The organism is Pantoea sp. VS1, assembly GCF_002207995.1.
In the GTDB taxonomy this organism is placed as follows: domain Bacteria; phylum Pseudomonadota; class Gammaproteobacteria; order Enterobacterales; family Enterobacteriaceae; genus Pantoea; species Pantoea dispersa.
Genome location: NZ_NHZE01000045.1, coordinates 173,332 through 187,949 on the forward strand (window position 1 = coordinate 173,332; position 14,618 = coordinate 187,949).

At 59.7% G+C, this 14,618-nt stretch carries 12 protein-coding genes; 6 read left to right on the forward strand and 6 right to left on the reverse strand.

Going from position 1 to position 14,618, the window contains the following annotated elements; all coding sequences use genetic code 11:
- Positions 1–112 precede the first annotated feature (112 nt).
- From CBW22_RS17575 to CBW22_RS17590, 4 genes are all read left to right on the forward strand, one after another.
- A complete protein-coding gene (locus tag CBW22_RS17575) occupies positions 113–808 on the forward strand; it encodes a response regulator transcription factor (RefSeq protein ID WP_088517343.1) in 696 nt (231 codons plus the stop codon).
- Entirely contained in the window at positions 805–1,977 is a 1,173-nt protein-coding gene (locus CBW22_RS17580; protein WP_088517344.1) for an ATP-binding protein, read from the forward strand. Before CBW22_RS17575 ends, CBW22_RS17580 begins: the two co-directional genes overlap by 4 nt.
- 97 nt (positions 1,978–2,074) lie before the next feature.
- Entirely contained in the window at positions 2,075–3,244 is a 1,170-nt protein-coding gene (locus CBW22_RS17585; RefSeq protein WP_088517345.1) for an efflux RND transporter periplasmic adaptor subunit, read from the forward strand.
- Positions 3,228–6,308: an efflux RND transporter permease subunit gene (locus CBW22_RS17590; RefSeq protein WP_088517346.1), complete on the forward strand. Its 3,081-nt coding sequence runs from the start codon at positions 3,228–3,230 to the stop codon at positions 6,306–6,308. Before CBW22_RS17585 ends, CBW22_RS17590 begins: the two co-directional genes overlap by 17 nt.
- 131 nt (positions 6,309–6,439) lie before the next feature.
- Here CBW22_RS17590 and CBW22_RS17595 read toward each other — a convergent pair whose 3' ends face one another.
- The 3 genes from CBW22_RS17595 to CBW22_RS17605 all read right to left on the reverse strand — a co-directional run bounded on the left by CBW22_RS17595 (position 6,440) and on the right by CBW22_RS17605 (position 10,305).
- Positions 6,440–7,636: a cupin domain-containing protein gene (locus tag CBW22_RS17595; RefSeq protein ID WP_088517566.1), complete on the reverse strand. Its 1,197-nt coding sequence runs from the start codon at positions 7,634–7,636 to the stop codon at positions 6,440–6,442.
- Positions 7,637–7,980: 344 nt separating this feature from the next.
- Complete coding sequence (locus CBW22_RS17600) at positions 7,981–9,180, reverse strand: FAD-dependent oxidoreductase (RefSeq protein ID WP_088517347.1); 1,200 nt, start codon at positions 9,178–9,180, stop codon at positions 7,981–7,983.
- A gap of 90 nt (positions 9,181–9,270) precedes the next feature.
- Complete coding sequence (locus CBW22_RS17605) at positions 9,271–10,305, reverse strand: SDR family oxidoreductase (protein WP_088517348.1); 1,035 nt, start codon at positions 10,303–10,305, stop codon at positions 9,271–9,273.
- Between the two features lie 108 nt (positions 10,306–10,413).
- Between CBW22_RS17605 and CBW22_RS17610 the strand changes: the two genes are divergently transcribed.
- Positions 10,414–11,346, forward strand: coding sequence for an AraC family transcriptional regulator (locus CBW22_RS17610; RefSeq protein ID WP_254919532.1), 933 nt, complete (start codon positions 10,414–10,416; stop codon positions 11,344–11,346).
- A 28-nt stretch (positions 11,347–11,374) separates the two neighbouring features.
- Here CBW22_RS17610 and mgrA read toward each other — a convergent pair whose 3' ends face one another.
- The gene (mgrA, locus tag CBW22_RS17615; RefSeq protein WP_088517350.1) at positions 11,375–12,409 is read right to left on the reverse strand and encodes an L-glyceraldehyde 3-phosphate reductase; all 1,035 of its coding nucleotides are present in this window, start codon (positions 12,407–12,409) and stop codon (positions 11,375–11,377) included.
- Between the two features lie 169 nt (positions 12,410–12,578).
- Here mgrA and CBW22_RS17620 point away from each other — a divergent pair, with 169 nt between their 5' ends.
- Positions 12,579–13,478: a LysR family transcriptional regulator gene (locus tag CBW22_RS17620; RefSeq protein ID WP_088517351.1), complete on the forward strand. Its 900-nt coding sequence runs from the start codon at positions 12,579–12,581 to the stop codon at positions 13,476–13,478.
- Between the two features lie 165 nt (positions 13,479–13,643).
- On the opposite strand, the gene CBW22_RS17625 is transcribed toward CBW22_RS17620, so the two are convergent.
- Together CBW22_RS17625 and CBW22_RS17630 are read right to left on the reverse strand one after the other, a co-directional pair.
- Positions 13,644–13,970, reverse strand: a complete 327-nt coding sequence (locus CBW22_RS17625) for a helix-turn-helix domain-containing protein (protein WP_058770279.1) — start codon at positions 13,968–13,970, stop codon at positions 13,644–13,646.
- A complete protein-coding gene (locus CBW22_RS17630) occupies positions 13,963–14,346 on the reverse strand; it encodes a type II toxin-antitoxin system RelE/ParE family toxin (protein ID WP_021508991.1) in 384 nt (127 codons plus the stop codon). Before CBW22_RS17630 ends, CBW22_RS17625 begins: the two co-directional genes overlap by 8 nt.
- Positions 14,347–14,618 lie beyond the last annotated feature (272 nt).

The following is a 14,618-nucleotide window of genomic DNA, read 5'->3' on the forward strand; positions in this document are numbered from 1 at the left end:
CATCGGTCCGTTTACCGCCCCTTACCCGGGCAGCCGCAGCGCGAAGCCGAAGTATCCCGGGGCTGTGTCAACAAACAGCCAGGGATTTATGAAGAAACTGTCAAGGTGAGTTATGCAGACCAAAAATATCCTGATTATTGAGGACGACGCTGACGCGGCTGAGGTGCTGGAGGCCTATCTGCAGCGCGAAAATTATGCGGTGCGTGTTGCTGCGGATGGCCTGAGCGGACTTGAGCTGGCCCTGCGCTGGCAGCCCGATCTGATTTTGCTTGATGTGATGCTGCCCGGCCTGAACGGCACCGAGGTGCTGGCAAAACTCCGGCGCAGCAGCGAGGTGCCGGTGATTATGGTCACGGCCATGGGCGATACGCCCGATCGCATCGGTGCGCTGCGCTACGGCGCGGATGATTATGTGGTCAAGCCTTATCATCCCGGCGAAGTAGTGGCACGCGTGCAGGCAGTGCTGCGGCGCAGCGCGGTGAAAACGCCGCAGGAAGAGATCCTGCGCTGGCAGGGGCTGGAGGTGAACAGCGGCGCGATGACGGTTACCGTCACGCAGGCCTCGGGTAACGTGCTTTGCGTTGATACCACGCCAACCGAATTCACGCTGCTGGTCACGCTGATGCGCGCACCGGTGCGCGCGCTGAGCCGCCCGTTTTTGCTGGAGCAGTGTATGCCGGACAGCGACGCGCTGGAACGGGTGATTGATACCCACGTATATAACCTGCGCAAAAAGTTAGAGGCGGCCGGTATGGCGGGCGTGCTGCTCAACGTGCGCGGCGTAGGCTACCGGTTCCGCCAGCCATGACAGAAAAATCCCCACAAACGCTCTGGCGCTGGCTTTGTCTGCGCATTCTGACGCTGGCTATCGGTACCGTGGTACTGATTGCTTTGTGCATGTGGCTGCGCTTCACGGTGCAGTACCTGTGGATCACGCACCATATGCCGCCGGCGGTTCTGCATGAATTTCTCGCCCTGCGTGCGCATCCGGAACGCGATCCCGCGCGCTTTCACCAGATCATCGATAGCTGGTGGGGCATACGCTACTCCGACCCGTCCATTGCTTCCTCGGACTGGATCACCGTCGGCATCCTGGTGCTGGTGACCATTCCGTTTATTGCCTATTTCGGGCTGCGCCACGCGCGCCCGCTTTCTGCACAGTTCAGCCAGCTCAGACGAGCGGCAGACCAGGTGACCGCAGGCGACTTCGGTGCGCAGGCGGCGTTAACACCGGCAGCGCCCGCCGAACTGGTGCAGTTCGCGCACAACTTCAACGCGATGACGCGCCAGCTGGCGCGTTACGACAAAGAGCTGCGTACGTCGCATGTCGCCATGGCGCATGAGCTGCGGTCGCCGCTCAACGCCGCCATGGTGCGTCTGCAGGCGCTGCTTGATGGCGTGTTCAGCGCTGATTCACGTCAGCTCGCCCTGATCATGGCGCAGCTCAGTTGTCTGCACCGGCTGATCGATGAGCTGCATCTGCTGTCACTGGCGGATGCCGGCCAGCTCACGCTGGAGAAAGTCCGCTGCAACCCGGCCGATATCCTGCGCGAGCGCCTGCAGTGGATCAAACCGCAGCTGGATGAAGCGCGCATCAGCACCGGGGTAGCGCTGGCTGAGGAGACATTACTGCCGGTCGATCCGTTCCGTCTCGGGCAGGTTTTCACCATCCTGCTGGAAAACGCTCTGCGCTATGCCGGAAGCGGCAGCCAGCTGCAGCTGCGCACGCGCAACACCGTTGATCATTACGAAATCATCGTGCAGGACAGCGGTCCGGGCGTTCCTGCGGCGTTTCTGGCGTTGATGTTTGAGCGCTTTGCGCGCGGTGAGGCGTCACGCGCCCGCCACTCGGGCGGCAGCGGGCTGGGCCTGTCGATTGCGCGGGCGATTTGCCAGGCGCACGGCGGCACGATTAATGCCACGCTGCCCGCAGCGGGAGGTTTGCAGATACAGATTTTGTTGCCGCGCAACGCCTGACGTTGTTGCCCTTCTTGACACGCTCTTGATGGAACATCGCCGGATTCTTGATAATCGCACGGTGTAATGGCGCAAATACCGATAAAGGAATTGCGCCATGACCGACGAGCTTCCCTGCCTGATCAAACAGGGTGTGCGCCACCTGCTTAACCCGCGCCACCTGGTTTCCCTGCTGCCGCTGCTGCCCTGTCTGCTGCTGACGGCCCTGCTGCTGACCGGCTGTGACCGCAAGCGTTCGCCCATGCCGCCGCCACCGCGTCCGGTAAAGTTCATCACGGTTGGCCCGCCCGCGCCCGCCGGGCAGCAAACCCTGACCGGCGAGATCCGCGCGCACGATGAAACCTCGCTCAGTTTCAGGCTGGAGGGGCGGATTCTGACGCGCAGCGCCGATGTCGGCAGCCGCTTCAGGCAGGGAGAGACGCTCGCCGTGCTTGACAGTCCCGGCGCGCTGAATCAGCTGGCGAGCGCACAGGCGGAGCTGAACAGCAGCCGCGCGGCCGAAAAGGTGGCGGCCCTCAATCTGCACCGCATGCGCCTTCTGATGCCGTCCGGGGCAATTGCCCGTGCTCAGCTCGATAGCGCCAGCGCCGACTGGCAGGCTGCGCTGGCGCGGCGGCAGAGCAGTGAAGCGGCATTGAAAAATGCGCAGGATAGCCTGCGCTGGACCCACCTTACCGCGCCTGAGGATGGCGTGGTGACGGGCGTCAGCGCCGCAGCCGGTCAGGTGGTCAGCTCCGGGCAGACGGTGTTTACGGTTGCGACCGGCACAGGCCGTGACGTGGTATTTGACGTTGCCACACCTGAAACCCTCGATCGCCGGGCCAGTGCCCGTTTCCGCGTTGCGCTATTGCAGAATCCGTCCGTGATGGCCGAAGCGCACCTGCGTGACGTCAGTCCGCAGGCCGATGCCCAGACACGCAGCTGGCGGGTGCGCATCACACTGGACAATCCTCCTGCGGAGATGGTGCTGGGTGCCAGCGTCGCCGTCACCCTGCCGCAGATCGACGCGACGACAGATGCGGTGATGGCGATTCCGGCCACCGCGCTTACCCGCCACGCAGGCCAGCCGGCGGTGTTTATTCTTGACCCGGTGAAAAACTGCGTTATCCGGCGCACGGTTGCGATTGCCGGCTATACGGCAGATGCGGTATGGATTCGCGCCGGCATCATGCCGGGCGATCGGGTGATCACGGCGGGCGTCAGAAGCCTGCGTGACGGTGAACGCGTTGCCGGCAGCCAGGAGGATCAGCATGAAACCGGCGTTTAACCTTTCTGCCTGGGCGCTGAAGCAGCAGCAGCTGATGGCCTTTCTTATGCTGCTGATCGTGGCAGCAGGGATCGTCAGCTATGAAAAGCTCTCGCGCAACGAAGATCCGGCGTTCACCATCAAAACTGCGGTGGTGTCAGCGCAGTGGCCAGGTGCCGACATCAACGATACGGTCAGACTGGTCACCGATCCGCTGGAGAAAAAGCTGCAGGAAATTCCCTGGCTGGATTATGTGCAGAGTGAAACGCACGCTGGCCGCACGGTCATTTTCGTCAATCTGCGTGACGACACCCCACCCGCGCAGGTGGCCGGCATCTGGTACCAGGTGCGTAAAAAAATGCAGGATGTGACCCCGGCTTTGCCGCAGGGCGTGCAGGGCCCGGCGGTCAACGATGAGTTTGACGATACCTTTGGCACGATTTACGGCTTCACCGCTGACGGTTTTTCTCCGCGTGAGCTGCGGGACCGGGTGGACGATATTCGCCGCGATCTGATGAGTCTGCCGGATGTGGGTAAGATCCAGCTACTGGGCGAGCAGGAAGAGCAGTTGGTGGTGGCCTTTTCCCCGCGCCAGCTATCCGCCATGGGGCTGGATTTGCAGCAGGTAGCAGAGGCGCTGCGGGCGCAGAACGTCGTCGAGCCGGCGGGCAGCGTGCGCACCGCCACCGATAACATCGCCCTGCGCGTGAGCGGCGCGTTCAACAGCGAGGCGAGCCTGCGGGCGGTTACGCTGCACGTTAACGATCGCTATGTTCCGCTGACGGCGATCGCCACCATCACGCGCCGCCCCGCCGAGCCGCCTGCCCCGCTTTTTCGCGTTAACGGCCAGCCGGCCATCGGACTGGCCGTGTCGATGGCCGCCACTGGCAACATGCTGGATTTTGGCCAGGCACTGCGGGCGCGCATGGAGAGCGAAGCCAGCCAGCTGCCGCACGGCATTGAGATGACGCGCATCGCCGATCAGTCAGCGGTAGTACAACAGGCGGTCAGCGGATTTGTCGATGTGCTGGGCGAGGCGGTAATCATCGTGCTGGCGGTTTCGTTTGTCTCGCTCGGACTGCGCGCCGGCCTGGTGGTCGCGGCGGCGATCCCGCTGGTACTCGCCATGACGTTTATCGGCATGCATCTGGCCGGTATCGGCCTGCAGCGCATCTCGCTGGGCGCACTGATCGTGGCGCTGGGCCTGCTGGTGGACGATGCAATGATCACGGTGGAAACCATGGTGGCGCGGCTGGAGGCCGGCGATTCCCGCACCGGCGCAGCGACCTGGGCGTTCAGTACCACCGCCTTCCCGATGCTGACCGGTACGCTGGTGATGATTGCCGGTTTTATTCCGGTCGGCTTTGCCGCATCCAGCGCGGGCGAATATTGCTATACCCTGTTTGCGGTGGTGCTGATGGCGCTCATCAGCTCATGGCTGGTGGCGGTGCTGTTTTCACCGCTGACCGGCAGCTGGCTGTTGCCGGCCACGCTAAAGCAGCACCGCGCCGGAAACGGGCGCCTCAGCCAGTTCTATCGCCGCCTGCTGAGCAGCGTGCTGCGCCACCGCATGCTGACGCTGGCGATGGCGTTGCTGGCGCTATTGCTGGCCGGCGTCGGTACCACGTATATGCAGGGCGAGTTTTTCCCGGCCTCCGATCGGCCGGAGCTGCTGGTGAGCCTGGCGCTACCTGCCAGCGCGTCGCAGCAGGCCACCCTGCGTCAGGTGCAACGCCTTGAGCGGATTGTCTCCGCCAGCCGGGATGTTGACCACTATTCGTCTTACGTCGGCACCGGTGCGATACGCTTCTACCTGCCCATGGATGTGCTGCTGGACGATGAAAACAGCGCTCAGCTGGTGGTGGTGGCCAAAAGCCTGGCCGCCCGTGAACGACTGCAGCGCTCACTGGATGCGGTGCTTGCCCGGGATTTCAGCGACATCACCACCCGCGTCGCGCCGCTCGAGCTCGGTCCGCCGGTAGGCTGGCCGATTCGTTATCGCATCAGCGGTCCGGATTATCGCCAGGTGCAGCAGCTGGCAGAGCGGCTGGCCGCCGCGCTCGGCAGCTCAGCGCTGACGCGTGACGTCAATCAAACCGCCGGTGAGCCCGAACGCGTAATCACCTTGCAGGTGAATCAGACGGCAGCGCGCGCAGCCGGCCTCTCTTCTGACCTGATTGCTCAGTATCTGCATACGCTCTGGTCAGGAACGCTGATCACCACGGTACGCGATCGCAACCGGCTGATTGATGTGGTGCTACAGGGCAACGCTGCAGCGCGCCATGACCTGAGCAGCCTGTCCGGACTGCTGCTAACCGCGCCGTCGGGCGCAAAAATTCCGCTGACGCAGGTCGCAACACCGCAGTGGGGGCTGGAGGATCCCGTTATCTGGCGACGCCAGCGCCTGCCGTTTATCACCGTACAGACCGATACGGCGCCGGGTTTGCGCGCGGAAGCCGTCTCCGCCGCCCTCACGCCGCTGATTGCCACCTTCAGGGCCAGCTTGCCGGCCGGTTACCGCCTGAGCGAGGACGGGGCGGTAGCAGAGTCTGACAAGGGCAACCAGTCGGTGTTCGCCATCCTGCCGGTCACGCTGCTCTGCATGCTTCTGCTGCTGATGTTACAACTGCGGCGGATTTCCCGCATGCTGCTGGCCCTGCTGATGGCGCCCTTTGGTCTGCCGGGCATTGTGCTGGCCATGCTGCCGACCGGCACACCGATGGGCTTTGTGGCGCTGCTGGGTGTTATTGCTCTGGCTGGCATGATCATTCGCAACGCGGTGATCCTGATCAGCGAGGCAGATAACAACGTTGATGCAGGTATGCCGCCAAATGCCGCCATTGCGGCTGCCGCCGAACACCGCGCACGGCCGATTGTGCTCACCGCCAGTGCAGCGATTCTCGGTATGATCCCCATCTCGCGTCAGGTTTTCTGGGGACCGATGGCGCTGGCGATTATCGGTGGGCTGTTAGTGGCGACGCTGGTGACGCTCACGGTTTTACCCGCCGCGATGAGTCTGGTGATGCAGGCAGCAGCCCGTCGTGACAAACTGAAATCGCTGCGCTGGCGGCCGTTCATAAAATAACCGCCTGCTGGTCAGCCCTGCTGGCACGGGGCAACGAAAGGTTTATCCACAGGGTTTCGGGCGGGATATGCACGCCAGATGTGGACAGTATCAGGAGAGAACGCGCAGCATCGGCTGCGCGTGGTCACGGGCTATTTCACTACCGGATGCTTCTCCTGCTGTAGCGCATTCATAAAGGTGTCGCTGAGATGCAGATGCTGACGCACCAGCGCCGGTGGCGTGCTGGCCAGCCACTGGTTAAGCGAAATATCCGCGTAATAATCGCTTTTAAACAGTTCCAGAAAGCGCAGCGGCTTGTCGCCTGTGTTTTCGATATAGTGACCCATGGCAAAGGGCACATAGCCGACATCACCGGCGCGGAAGTCAAACGTACGCGCCTGACCCGACGAGGCAAACACGCCCATCCGCCCCTGACCTTCCAGATAGTATTGCCATTCGTCGTTATTGGGATGCCAGTGCAGTTCGCGCATCGCGCCGGGAGCCAGTTCCACCAGCGCGGCGGCGATGGTTTTCGATACCGTAAAATTACTGGAATCAGTAATGCGTACCGTGCCGCCCGGCAGCGTCAACGGCTTCTGCGCCAGCATTTTATGCGAGAAGACCTGCTTCGATTTCACCCCGCCGCTCACCGCCGAAGCCGGCGCGCCGTCCGGTGCCTGCCCGGCAAAGATGTACTCCTCTTCCGGCGAGGGCAGCGTGTTAAACACCTCAGCCGGCACGCCAAAGTTTTTTGCCAGCACTTCAGGCGGGATATGTTTGAACCAGTCGCTGAGCAGAAAGGTACTGTCTTCATCGAAATTGCCGTTGTCGAAGGCCAGCAGGAATTCGCAGCCGTCCGGTCCGAGCCCCTGAATCGAGTGCGGCACGCCCGGCGGGAAATACCATAAATCGCCCACGCCGACGTCATCGACAAACCAGCCACCTGCGGTATCCAGCGCGGTAATGCGCGCATTGCCGTACAGCATGTAGGCCCACTCGCCCTCTTTGTGCCAGTGCAGTTCGCGGATGCCCCCCTTATCCAGCCGCATATCGACGCCAGCAATGGTGGTGGAAATGCCCAGTTCGCGCTGCGTCACCTGGCGCGTCCAGCCGCCGCTGCCCTTGCGCACGTGCGCATCGCTAAACGAAAAGCGCAGGTTGGGTAATGTGCCGCTGTCGGTTGCTGGCGGATCGACCAGATCCGGATTCAGCGCTTCGCGCACCGGATCGTGCGGGCCAGGGTCGCGCGGATGGTTGGGATCATTCGCCGGATAAGTCGCCACCTTGCCGTCGTGGGCATGGACTTTGCCGGCGGCCAGCGCCACGGTGCCACCAGCCGCGAAGGCCATAAAGCTTCTGCGAGATAAGTTTTCCAGTTTCATACCTGCCGTCTTCCTCAGTTTCTTATGGTTTGTGTCATGCCCCTTAACCATAATCAAACTGTGGCTTTCGCCAACCTTGTGTCACCGCTGAAATCAATAGAAAACCTTTATCATCGCGTAATCCCGCTCTTCACCCGCCTCACGCCATTTACGCTTCGTTGAGATCGCGTTGACGTTCAGGTTATATCAGCCGACAAATAAGGCACAAAGTGATTAAATCCCCTCTCCGATTAAGCAATTTTTTTAATGATAGCTCGCCGCAAAAGTTAATTTAATGTTACAAAAGCATCGCAATTGCAATAATTACCCGGCTACGTTTTTTTTCCGGCGAGACGTGGCCGTTCCGGGCGGAAGCCCATGCCAATCAACCGGCCAAACAGATGGCGTAAAAACGGATAGCGGCTGATGAGCTGCGGAACCTTACTGGGCGTGGTACGCGGGCGCTTGCCGCTGCTCATTTTGATCTGCAGGAATTGCGTCGCCACGGTCGGAAACTGCCGCCGCCGCTGCACGTTCTCTAAATCGCGCAGCGTGAGCGTGCCGTTTTGCAACGGCTGCGTCAGATAATTGGCGCTGGCCACCGCGTCCTGAATCGCCAGGTTCACGCCCACGCCGCCAATCGGTGACATCGCATGTGCGGCATCGCCAATGCACAGCACGCCGGGCTTCATCCATTTATCCAGCCGATCGATACGGATGGATAACAGACTCAGCTGCTGCCAATCCTGCAGCTGCGCCATGCGCGCCACGCTGAACGGCGCAACCTCTGCCATGCGATTTTTCAGCGCGTCGAGCCCGGCCTGCTTCAGCGCCTCGAATTCGCCTTTCTGAATGGTGAATCCACACTGCCAGTATTCGCCGCGGTCAATGACGATGAAGTTTTGCTTCGGCCCCTTGTGGCCCATCCCCAGCTCGGGGTCGTCCGGCTGTTTATCCAGCCGGAACCACACCACATCGCGTGGAGCACCAAAGCTTTTACCTACCAGCCCGGCTTTCTGCCGCACCGCCGAGCGACGGCCATCAGCGCCTATTACCAGCGGCGCGTGAATTTCGTGACCTTGTAACGTTTTTACGCCTGCGATTACGCCATCCTGATAAAGAAAATCGTCAAAACCGGTGGATTGCAGCAGCGTGAAACCGGGATAGTGCGCCGCCTGGGCGGCGAGGAAAGTGAGGAAATCCCACTGCGGCATGAAGGCGATAAAACGGCAGCGCAACGGCAGACGGGAGAAATCGGCCATGGTGATCTCCTGCCCGCCCACTTCCGCCTGTAACTTCTCCGCGCGCTGATGCGGCAGCGCCAGCAGCGCGTCGAGCAGACCCAGCTGGTGCATGATCTCCAGGGTTGAGGGATGAATGGTGTCGCCGCGAAAATCGCGCAGAAAATCGGCGTGCTTCTCAATCACGACCGCGCGCAGGCCGGCGCGCGTCAGTAAATAGGCCAGCATTAAGCCGGCCGGACCGCCGCCGACGATACAGCAGTCGGCGTTTATCACCTGTGGAGACGGCATGATGTCCTCATCAATCGCTATATATGATAATTGTTATCATTTATATAGCATCTGCGCGTCACCAGGGTGATGATAAATGCCGCAGTCAGACTAGTGGTTTGCTACCAGCCCCAGCGCAATCAGGCTGCGCGCGGTGGCAAGAATGGCCTCCTGCGGACTGCGCGGGTGCCAGTTCAGTAACCAGCCGGCTTTAGCGGCGCTAACGTTCATATCAACGCCCAGCAGTTTTACCATTCCCGTCATCAGCGGATTTTGCGCTGCCGCCGCCCGCACCATGGCGTCACTCATTGGCTGCAGCGAAACCTTCTCTGCTTCTGCTGCCAGATGGGTTTTGAGCGTGCGCGCCACCTCAATAAGCGGCAGACTGTGCCCCGAACTGGCAAGGAAACGCTGACCCTGCGCGGCGGCGTGGATCATCGCCAGCACGTGCAGACTGGCCACGTCACGCACATCAACAAAACATGAGTTGATGTCAGGACAGCCTGGCTGCCCCTCCAGTAGCTCCTTCACAATGCGAATCGAATGTGAATAGTCGGCACCCAGCACCGGCCCCAGCACCGACACCGGGTTCACCGTGGCCAGTTCCAGACCGTTACCCTGCTCAGCGATAAACTGCCAGGCAGCGCGTTCCGCCAGGGTTTTCGATTTCTGATAGGGCCATACATCGCCGCTGACATCGCTCCAGTCGCGCTCGGTAAAGGGGCGCGGATAGTCCGCTGGATGTCCGATACCGACCGCGCCAAACGCCGAGGTCAGCACCACACGTTTAACGCCTGCATCGCGCGCGGCGCGCAATACGCGCAGATTTCCTTCAATCGCCGGATTCACCCAGTCAGCTTCGCTTACCTGGCTGCCGGTCGGGGTGGGAGAAGCGCCATGCAGCACGAAGCGACAGCCCGCCACCGCGTCTTCCCAGCCCGCGTCTGCCGTTAAATCGGCAACGACAAATTGCAGCGCCTCGCCTGCGGCCACCCCGGCCTGCAACAGATGCGCCCTGACTTCAGCTTCACGTTCGGCATCACGTAAGGTGGTTCGCACCTGATAGCCCTGCTGCAGCAGCGCAATAATGCAGTACTGGGCGATAAACCCGCTGCCGCCGGTAACCAGAACCTTTTCATTACTCATTTTACTTCCTCATCACAAGCATCGTTCATTCGACGCGCTTTACGTTAAGCGGCGGAAGGCGGATTTTGAATGCTTGCCAATGCACTTTACTTGCGTGATAGTACAGAAATGAGCCTTGATCCCTTTTCCGACATTCTGCGATTCGTTCGCGCTGAATCATTGCTGACCGGCGGTTTTACCGCGGGCGGACGCTGGGCGCTGCGTTTCCCTGCACCCGATAAAATTAAATTCTTCGCCATTATCAAAGGCAGTTGCTGGGTCATACTGGAAGGCGAACCTGAACCGTTCCACTTTGCCACCGGCGACGTCGGCTTGCTGAGCGCTAAACGCGCCTTCGTGCTGGCCAGCCATCCGGACGAGTCGCCGGTTGACGCCATGAGCGTGTTTTATAGCGCAGGAAAAGGCCATGCGCCGATTGGCAGCGGTGATGATTTTGTCCATATCGGTGGCCATGTACTGCTTGATCCTGCCAGTGGTCGTTTACTGACGCACGTATTACCTCCCTGGATTCAGGTACCGGCGGCGTCACCGCAGGCGGCGTCATTCCGCTGGGTGCTGGATCAACTGGTGCAGGAAGGCCAGCATGTCCAGCCGGGATCGCAGCTGGCAACGGCCCAGCTGGCACAACTGCTGTTCATCCAGATTCTGCGGGCGCATTTGCAAACCAGCAGCGCACTGCCCGCCAGCTGGCTGCGGGCGCTGAACGATGCGCGATTGGCACCGGCGTTACAGCGGCTGCATGGCGATCCGGCGCGCAACTGGCATCTGGACGAACTGGCGCGTGCCTGTGCCATGTCGCGCACCCGTTTTGCCCAGTATTTTCGCCAGGTGGTCGGCATCACGCCGATAGCCTATCTGACGGCGTGGCGCATGCGGCTGGCAGAGCGTGCGTTGCAGGAGGAAAATGAGGCGGTGGCCGTGGTAGCGCAGACGCTGGGTTACGCCTCAGAGAGCGCCTTCAGCCATGCTTTTAAGCGTGAAACGGGTCAGTCACCCAATGCATTTCGCCGCGCCGTGCGGTTACAGCAGGCGCAGCGATAAAGCGCGCCGCGTTGCGCGGCGCCGGGCATTATTTAAGTTGAGAAGAGACGCGCCACATATCCACCCCGCCTTCGGTGGCGTAGCGATCAATGTACGCCAGTTCCTGTGCCGTAAAGGTCAGGTTGTCCAGCGCGCGCAGGGAATCGCTTAACTGATCAACCGTGCGGGCACCAATCAGCGCAGAAGTGACCCGCTCATCACGCAGCGCCCAGGCGATCGCCATCTGCGCCAGCGTCTGACCGCGCGCTTCAGCAATAGCGTTAAGCGCACGAATTTTTGCCAGGTTCTCTTCGCTGAGCATGGCAGAAAGACGCGGATCGCTGCCGCCGGCGCGCGCGCCCTGCGGTACGCCGTTGAGGTATTTACTGGTCAGCATGCCCTGTGCCAGCGGGGAAAAGGCGATGCAACCGCTGCCGAGCTCCGCCAGCGTATCGAGCAGCCCGTGCTCAATAGTGCGGTTTAGCATCGAGTAATTGGGCTGATGAATAAACAGCGGCACTTTCTCATCGGCCAGAATCGCAGCGGCCTGACGCGTCAGCTCTGGCGAATGGGAAGAGATGCCGACGTACAGCGCCTTGCCCTGACGATGCAGCTGTACCAGCGCGCCCATGGTTTCTTCCAGCGGCGTATTCGGATCGACGCGATGACTGTAGAAGATATCGACATAATCCAGCCCCATGCGGCGCAGGCTGTTATCACAGCTGGCAATCAGATGTTTGCGGGTGCCGGTCGGGCCACCGTACGGACCCGGCCACATATCCCAGCCGGCTTTGCTCGAGATGATCAGTTCATCACGATATGGGGCAAAATCCTGCGCCAGCCAGCGGCCAAAGTTCTCTTCAGCCGATCCCGCTGGCGGACCGTAGTTATTCGCCAGGTCGAAATGGGTAATGCCGTTATCAAACGCGTGGCGCAGGATCGCTCTGCCGGTTTCAAATACGTCAACGCCGCCAAAATTCTGCCATAGCCCCAGCGAGATCAGCGGCAACACCAGGCCACTTTTGCCGGTTTTACGGTACTGCATGTTGGTCTGATAACGCGCTGGCGATGCAACATAACTCATAACAGATTCCTCTCATTAAATGCCGCCGTACAGGTGCACAGAAGACATTGTTCTGCCTTCCTGCAAAACCGCGCGGCGAACAGGCGATTGCCGGACAAATTTTTACCGCGTATCGTTAATCTGTAAAATTCATTATTGTGATTAAATTCATCTTTTATGGAGATAACTGATGGAATTGCGCCAGATGCGGCACTTTATCGCCGTGGCGGAACATGAAAATTTCACCCGCGCCGCACAGAGTATGCATATTGTGCAATCGGCCTTGTCCACCTCGATCAAACAGCTGGAGGAGGAACTGGGCACGCCGCTTTTTATCCGCTCCACTCGCCAGGTGCGCCTGACCATGGCCGGGAAAGTGTTTCTCGATTACGCCAGAACCATCGGCGCCGTTGTCGAAAAAGCGTCACAGGAAGTGGCGGCGATCGTGGCGCTTAAGACCGGAACGCTGTCGATTGGCACGGTGCAAAGCGTGCCGCCGTTTATCGATCTGCCGCAATTACTGGAAACCTTTATTCGTCGCTTTCCGGATTTTGACGTCAAGCTGTGCCAGGGATCATCGGCGAAGCTCAACGCAAAAGTGCACAATCAACAGATCGATCTGGCGATTATGCCGGTGGAGGAAGTCTCCGACCGGCTGTCGTCGCGCATCATCGCCTGCGATGAAATCGTGGTAGCGTTCGCCGCGGATTATGCCGGATTCACCGCGATGCAGCAGGACGTCACCATGGCACACCTGGCGCAGCAGTCGTTCATCGATTTCGAAGCCGGCCAGGGCACGCGCAAGGTGAATGACAACAGTTTTGCCCTGCAGGGGCTGAGCCGCAAGGTGACGTTTGAAGTGAGCGATCTGGAAACCCTGCTGAGTCTGGTGGAGCGCAATATGGGGATTGCCCTGCTGCCCGAACAGGTAGTGAAAGCGCGCAGCACGACGCTGCATTATTGCCGCATCAGCGACGTTGATGTGTGCTGGGAACTGGCTGTGGCCTGGCTCAGCGATCGTCCCGGCAGTATGAACGTCTACGACCGGCCAGTGCAGGAGTTTATGGATATTCTGGGCAGCAGCGATTAGCGCCGGGGCGGGTAACGGCGGGATAGATACTAACAGGCATAAGATCTATGCCTGTTTTTCATCACTTCAGCCCAGCGTCACAGCGTGATTTTGGCTGCGGCGTCACGACAAATTCGTTGTGTCACGCAATGTCAGGCCACCTTATCCTGTGGCCACAAAAATTGATTAACGCAACACCTCAAGACCCTTTCTATCAATGAGGTTAAGCAGGCGCAGCGCAGCGCCATTTGGCTTTTTCTCCTCGCGCTCCCATTTCACCACGGTGGCCGGGGACAGGCCAATATAGGCGGCTAACATGGCCTGACTCAGACCATGACGCTCACGTAACTCACGAATAGCCTCGCCTGACATCAGTTGTAAAACCGGCAGAGAGGTACGCAGCTCACGTAATCTGACACGTGAATCGATTTTTTCGGTAAGCTCATCGCTAATCACCCCCAGCGGGTTAAAATCATGCGCGATTTCCTGCAGATCTTTTAGATGATCAACCATCGCATATTACCTCTCGCATTTTTCTCGCCTTTATCGCTGCTCTTTCCTGCTCAGTCGTCATGGCAAACAGTTGACTGGCTACCTGCCTGTAGAGATTAAGCTCATCCTCTTTAATCTCACGTATGCCACTCTTCGTGGTCGATTTAGCGTAACCATTAACAAAAAACAGATGTTTTTGCGATTTGAACGCGACAATGGCTCTGGCTCCGCCGCTTTTGCCGGCACCGAGCGGAATACGTTTTTTGTAAACACCACCCCCCAGGCTGGCCTCATACTGTCCGGCAATCAATTCGCGGGCAGCCAGACAGAGCTTGATGTCCGCAATCATGTCACCTTTGAAATTTCGGTCGAAGGGCTTCAATACATAAATGGCCATGCTGTTTCCCTGCTTTATGAAGAAGAGGACTGTCCTTGTCCTTGCCTGAACCATCTATACTACTAAGTACAATAGCAGTCTGCAACGCCAGCGCGCATTAAAGCGCTAAAGAGTGAAAGGGATGACACTCCCGCCTGTACAGAAGCGCTTTTGTTGTATAAGTTTAAGGGTGCTGTCGGGGAAAAATTTCGCTCAGCAGGTCACACATTTCCGACAGAGGAAGAGCGACACTATCAGTCGTTGATTAGGCTTTGGTTTACCTGCACCAGGCA

Coding starts and splice junctions, on each gene's coding strand:
- CBW22_RS17590 (WP_088517346.1), top strand. CDS start 3,228: ATGAAACCGGCGTTTAACCTTTCTGCCTGGGCGCTGAAGCAGCAGCAG.
- CBW22_RS17630 (WP_021508991.1), bottom strand. CDS start 14,346: ATGGCCATTTATGTATTGAAGCCCTTCGACCGAAATTTCAAAGGTGAC.
- CBW22_RS17585 (WP_088517345.1), top strand. CDS start 2,075: ATGACCGACGAGCTTCCCTGCCTGATCAAACAGGGTGTGCGCCACCTG.
- CBW22_RS17600 (WP_088517347.1), bottom strand. CDS start 9,180: ATGCCGTCTCCACAGGTGATAAACGCCGACTGCTGTATCGTCGGCGGC.
- CBW22_RS17610 (WP_254919532.1), top strand. CDS start 10,414: ATGAGCCTTGATCCCTTTTCCGACATTCTGCGATTCGTTCGCGCTGAA.
- CBW22_RS17620 (WP_088517351.1), top strand. CDS start 12,579: ATGGAATTGCGCCAGATGCGGCACTTTATCGCCGTGGCGGAACATGAA.
- CBW22_RS17595 (WP_088517566.1), bottom strand. CDS start 7,636: ATGGCCTTCGCGGCTGGTGGCACCGTGGCGCTGGCCGCCGGCAAAGTC.
- CBW22_RS17575 (WP_088517343.1), top strand. CDS start 113: ATGCAGACCAAAAATATCCTGATTATTGAGGACGACGCTGACGCGGCT.
- CBW22_RS17625 (WP_058770279.1), bottom strand. CDS start 13,970: ATGGTTGATCATCTAAAAGATCTGCAGGAAATCGCGCATGATTTTAAC.
- CBW22_RS17605 (WP_088517348.1), bottom strand. CDS start 10,305: ATGAGTAATGAAAAGGTTCTGGTTACCGGCGGCAGCGGGTTTATCGCC.
- mgrA (WP_088517350.1), bottom strand. CDS start 12,409: ATGAGTTATGTTGCATCGCCAGCGCGTTATCAGACCAACATGCAGTAC.
- CBW22_RS17580 (WP_088517344.1), top strand. CDS start 805: ATGACAGAAAAATCCCCACAAACGCTCTGGCGCTGGCTTTGTCTGCGC.